The sequence below is a fragment of the Actinosynnema sp. genome, assembly GCF_052038725.1.
On sequence record NZ_JBQGCX010000451.1, the window covers coordinates 1 to 2767 of the forward strand.

The following is a 2767-nucleotide window of genomic DNA, read 5'->3' on the forward strand; positions in this document are numbered from 1 at the left end:
CTGGCAGACGAGCAGCACTCCGCTGCCGTCGGCCCACGGCCCGGTGCCGACCAGCACGCCCTGCTCGGCGAGCGGTCGCCAGTATTCGCGGTGCGCGAGGTGAATCGATCTGCGCACCTGTCGCGCGTCGCGAAAAGTCAACTCCACTGCGAAAGCCACTGGACTGATCCCCATTTCATATCCGCGGCCCAACTTTCGGCACTACTCAACTGTGAGGCATTAAACCTGTCAAGTGAGTCAGATCACACGTGTTATATCGAAACCCGATGGGGCCTATAGCCGCTTTCCGAACCAGTGGTGGGCGTAGGGGTCGTCGTTGAAGGGCTCGACCTCGCGGTACCCGAGCGCCGCGTACATGGCCCTGGCCTCGATCAGGTCGCTCCTGGTGTCCAAACGCGCCTGTCGCGCGCCGAGGTCGCGGGCGGCCCGCTCGACGGCCTCCACCAGGGCCCTCCCGAGCCCCTGACCCCGGTGTTCCCGCAGGACGTGGACTCGCTTCAGCTCAACCGTGTCCTCCGTCACCATCCGGAAGGCGGCGCAGCCGACCGGCTCACCGGCCACCTCGGCGGCGAGGAACCCGGTCTGGTCGTCGGTCGGGTCGTCCGCGATCGCCAGGTCCACCTCCGCCTCGGTGGCAGGCCTGCCGTGGTACCGGGAGACGATGTCGTGCAAGTAGGCCCGCACCAGGGCGGAAGCGGTGTCGCCGAACGGGTCGACGGGCCGAACGGACCAATTCCCCATGACTCGGACCGTGGCAGGGAATGGGCCGTTCGGACAACTGCTTTGGCGGGTGGCCCGCGTGTAGAGTCCGGCCACGTGCCTGAGCAACTGGTCCGCGTGGCGCGGGACGCGGCGGGGCTGGCCGTGCTGACGGTCGACGCTCCCCCGCTGAACCTCTACACCGCCGAGTTGCGCGAGCTGCTCGCCGACGCCGTGGACGACCTGGCGGCGCGACCGGCGCGGGCGCTGCTGGTGCGGACCGAGGGCCGGGTGGTCAGCGGCGGCGTCGACGTCGCCCTGTTCGCCGAGCAGGACGGCCCCGAGGCGGCCGAGGCGCTGCTCGACGAGATGATCGACCTCACCGAGCGGGTGGCCGAGCTGCCCTTCCCCACCGTCTTCGCCGCCCACGGGCTGTGCCTGACCTGGGCGTTCGAGGTGGCGCTGGCGTGCGACGTGCTGCTCGCGGCGCGCAGCGCGGAGTTCGGGCTGGTCGAGCGGGTCATCGGCATGACGCCCGCGATGGGCGGCACCCAGCGGCTCGCGGCGCGGGCCGGGGTCGGGCGGGCCAAGGAGCTGGTGATGACCGGCGAGCGCTACCCGGCCGAGGTGCTGGAGCGGTGGAACGTGGTCAACAGGGTGCTGCCCGACGAGGGCTTCGACGAGGCGGCGCTGGCGTTCGCGCAGTCGCTGGCGGCGGGGCCGACGCGCGCGCACGCGGCCACCAAGCGGGTGCTCGCGCACTACGAGGCGGGTGGGGTGGCGCAGGCCGACGAGCACGTGGCGACGATCGCGGCGGGGCTGTTCGCGACCGAGGACCTGCGGGGCGCGGTGCGCTCGTTCCTGGCCGACGGGCCGGGGAGGGCGACGTTCGCGGGGCGGTGACGCCGGGCCAGGGGCGTGGTGCGACCCGCCCGTTCGACGCCGATCGACGACCGGTTCCGGCCCGGTCAGGAGCCAGGTAACCCGGCGGCCCTCCCGGCCGCCGCGGGGTCCGCCCTACCGGGGGTGCGCCCCGCGCCGGACACGCGCGCGCGCCCCGCGGGGGGCCCTGCCCGCTCGCCGCTCACGCCGCCGCCGGTTCGCACCGGCGGCGTTCGACCGCTTCGCCCCGGCCCCTCGACAGGGCGGCGGCGGTCGGGTTCCTGGCGGGGTTCGGCGTTCGGGGGCGGACCGGTTCAGGAGAGCCGGAAGCGCCCGACCAGCTCCTGCAGCTGCCCGCTCATGCGGTTCAGCTCGGAGGCCGCGCCGCGGGACTCGTCCACGTCGCGGGGGGACGACGCGGCGGCGTCCGCGACGCCCGCGAGGTTCGACGCGATGTCCCTGCTGCCCTCGGCGGCCTGCGCGACGCGGCGCGCGATCTCGCCGGTGGTCGCGGTCTGCTCCTCGACGGCGGCGGCGATCACGGTCTGGAAGCCGCTGATCCGGTCGATGATCGAGGCGATGCTCGCGATGGCCTCGACGGCGCCGGAGGTGTCCTCCTGGATGACCTGCACGCGCCGGGTGATGTCCTCGGTGGCGCGGGCGGTCTCCTGCGCCAGCTCCTTGACCTCGCTGGCCACCACGGCGAAGCCCTTGCCCGCGTCGCCCGCGCGCGCCGCCTCGATGGTGGCGTTCAGCGCCAGCAGGTTGGTCTGCTCGGCGATCGAGGTGATCACCTTGACCACCTCGGCGATCTCGGTGGACGACGCGCCCAGCCGGGCGACGGTGGTGTTGGTGCGCTCGGCCACGGCGACCGCCTCGGCGGCCACGGCGACGGCCTCGCCCGCGTTCTTGGACACCTCGCGGATCGCGATGCCCATCTCGTCGGTGCCCTGGGTGACGGCGTCGACGTCGCCGGACACCTGGGTCGCGGCGCCGCTGGCGGCGTCCGCGCGGTCGCTGGCGCTGCCCGCCGACCCGGAGATGCGGGTGGCGGTCCGGTCCAGCTCGGCGGAGGCGTCGGCGAGCGAGTGCGCGTGGTCGCGCAGCGAGCCGACGGTGCCGCGCAGCGAGTCGGAGGTGCGGTTGAGCGCGCCGCCGAGCCTGCCCAGCTCGTAGCGGCGGTCGA

Annotated in this window: 3 protein-coding genes; 1 reads left to right on the forward strand and 2 read right to left on the reverse strand. The window is 73.7% G+C overall.

Features of this window, described 5'->3' with window-relative positions:
- Positions 1–273: 273 nt before the first annotated feature.
- On the reverse strand, positions 274–741 hold the full coding sequence (locus tag ACTUAL_RS09125) for a GNAT family N-acetyltransferase (RefSeq protein WP_440899944.1): 468 nt from the start codon (positions 739–741) through the stop codon (positions 274–276).
- Between the two features lie 75 nt (positions 742–816).
- On the opposite strand from ACTUAL_RS09125, the gene ACTUAL_RS09130 reads away from it, so the two are divergent.
- Positions 817–1602, forward strand: coding sequence for an enoyl-CoA hydratase/isomerase family protein (locus tag ACTUAL_RS09130; RefSeq protein ID WP_096492313.1), 786 nt, complete (start codon positions 817–819; stop codon positions 1600–1602).
- Between the two features lie 293 nt (positions 1603–1895).
- On the opposite strand, the gene ACTUAL_RS09135 is transcribed toward ACTUAL_RS09130, so the two are convergent.
- On the reverse strand, positions 1896–2767 hold an 872-nt coding region (locus ACTUAL_RS09135), incomplete at its 5' end, for a methyl-accepting chemotaxis protein (RefSeq protein WP_440899945.1).

What these genes read in the sequence shown, in the direction of transcription:
- ACTUAL_RS09125 (WP_440899944.1), bottom strand. Translation starts at nt 741, where the DNA reads ATGGGGAATTGGTCCGTTCGGCCCGTCGACCCGTTCGGCGACACCGCT.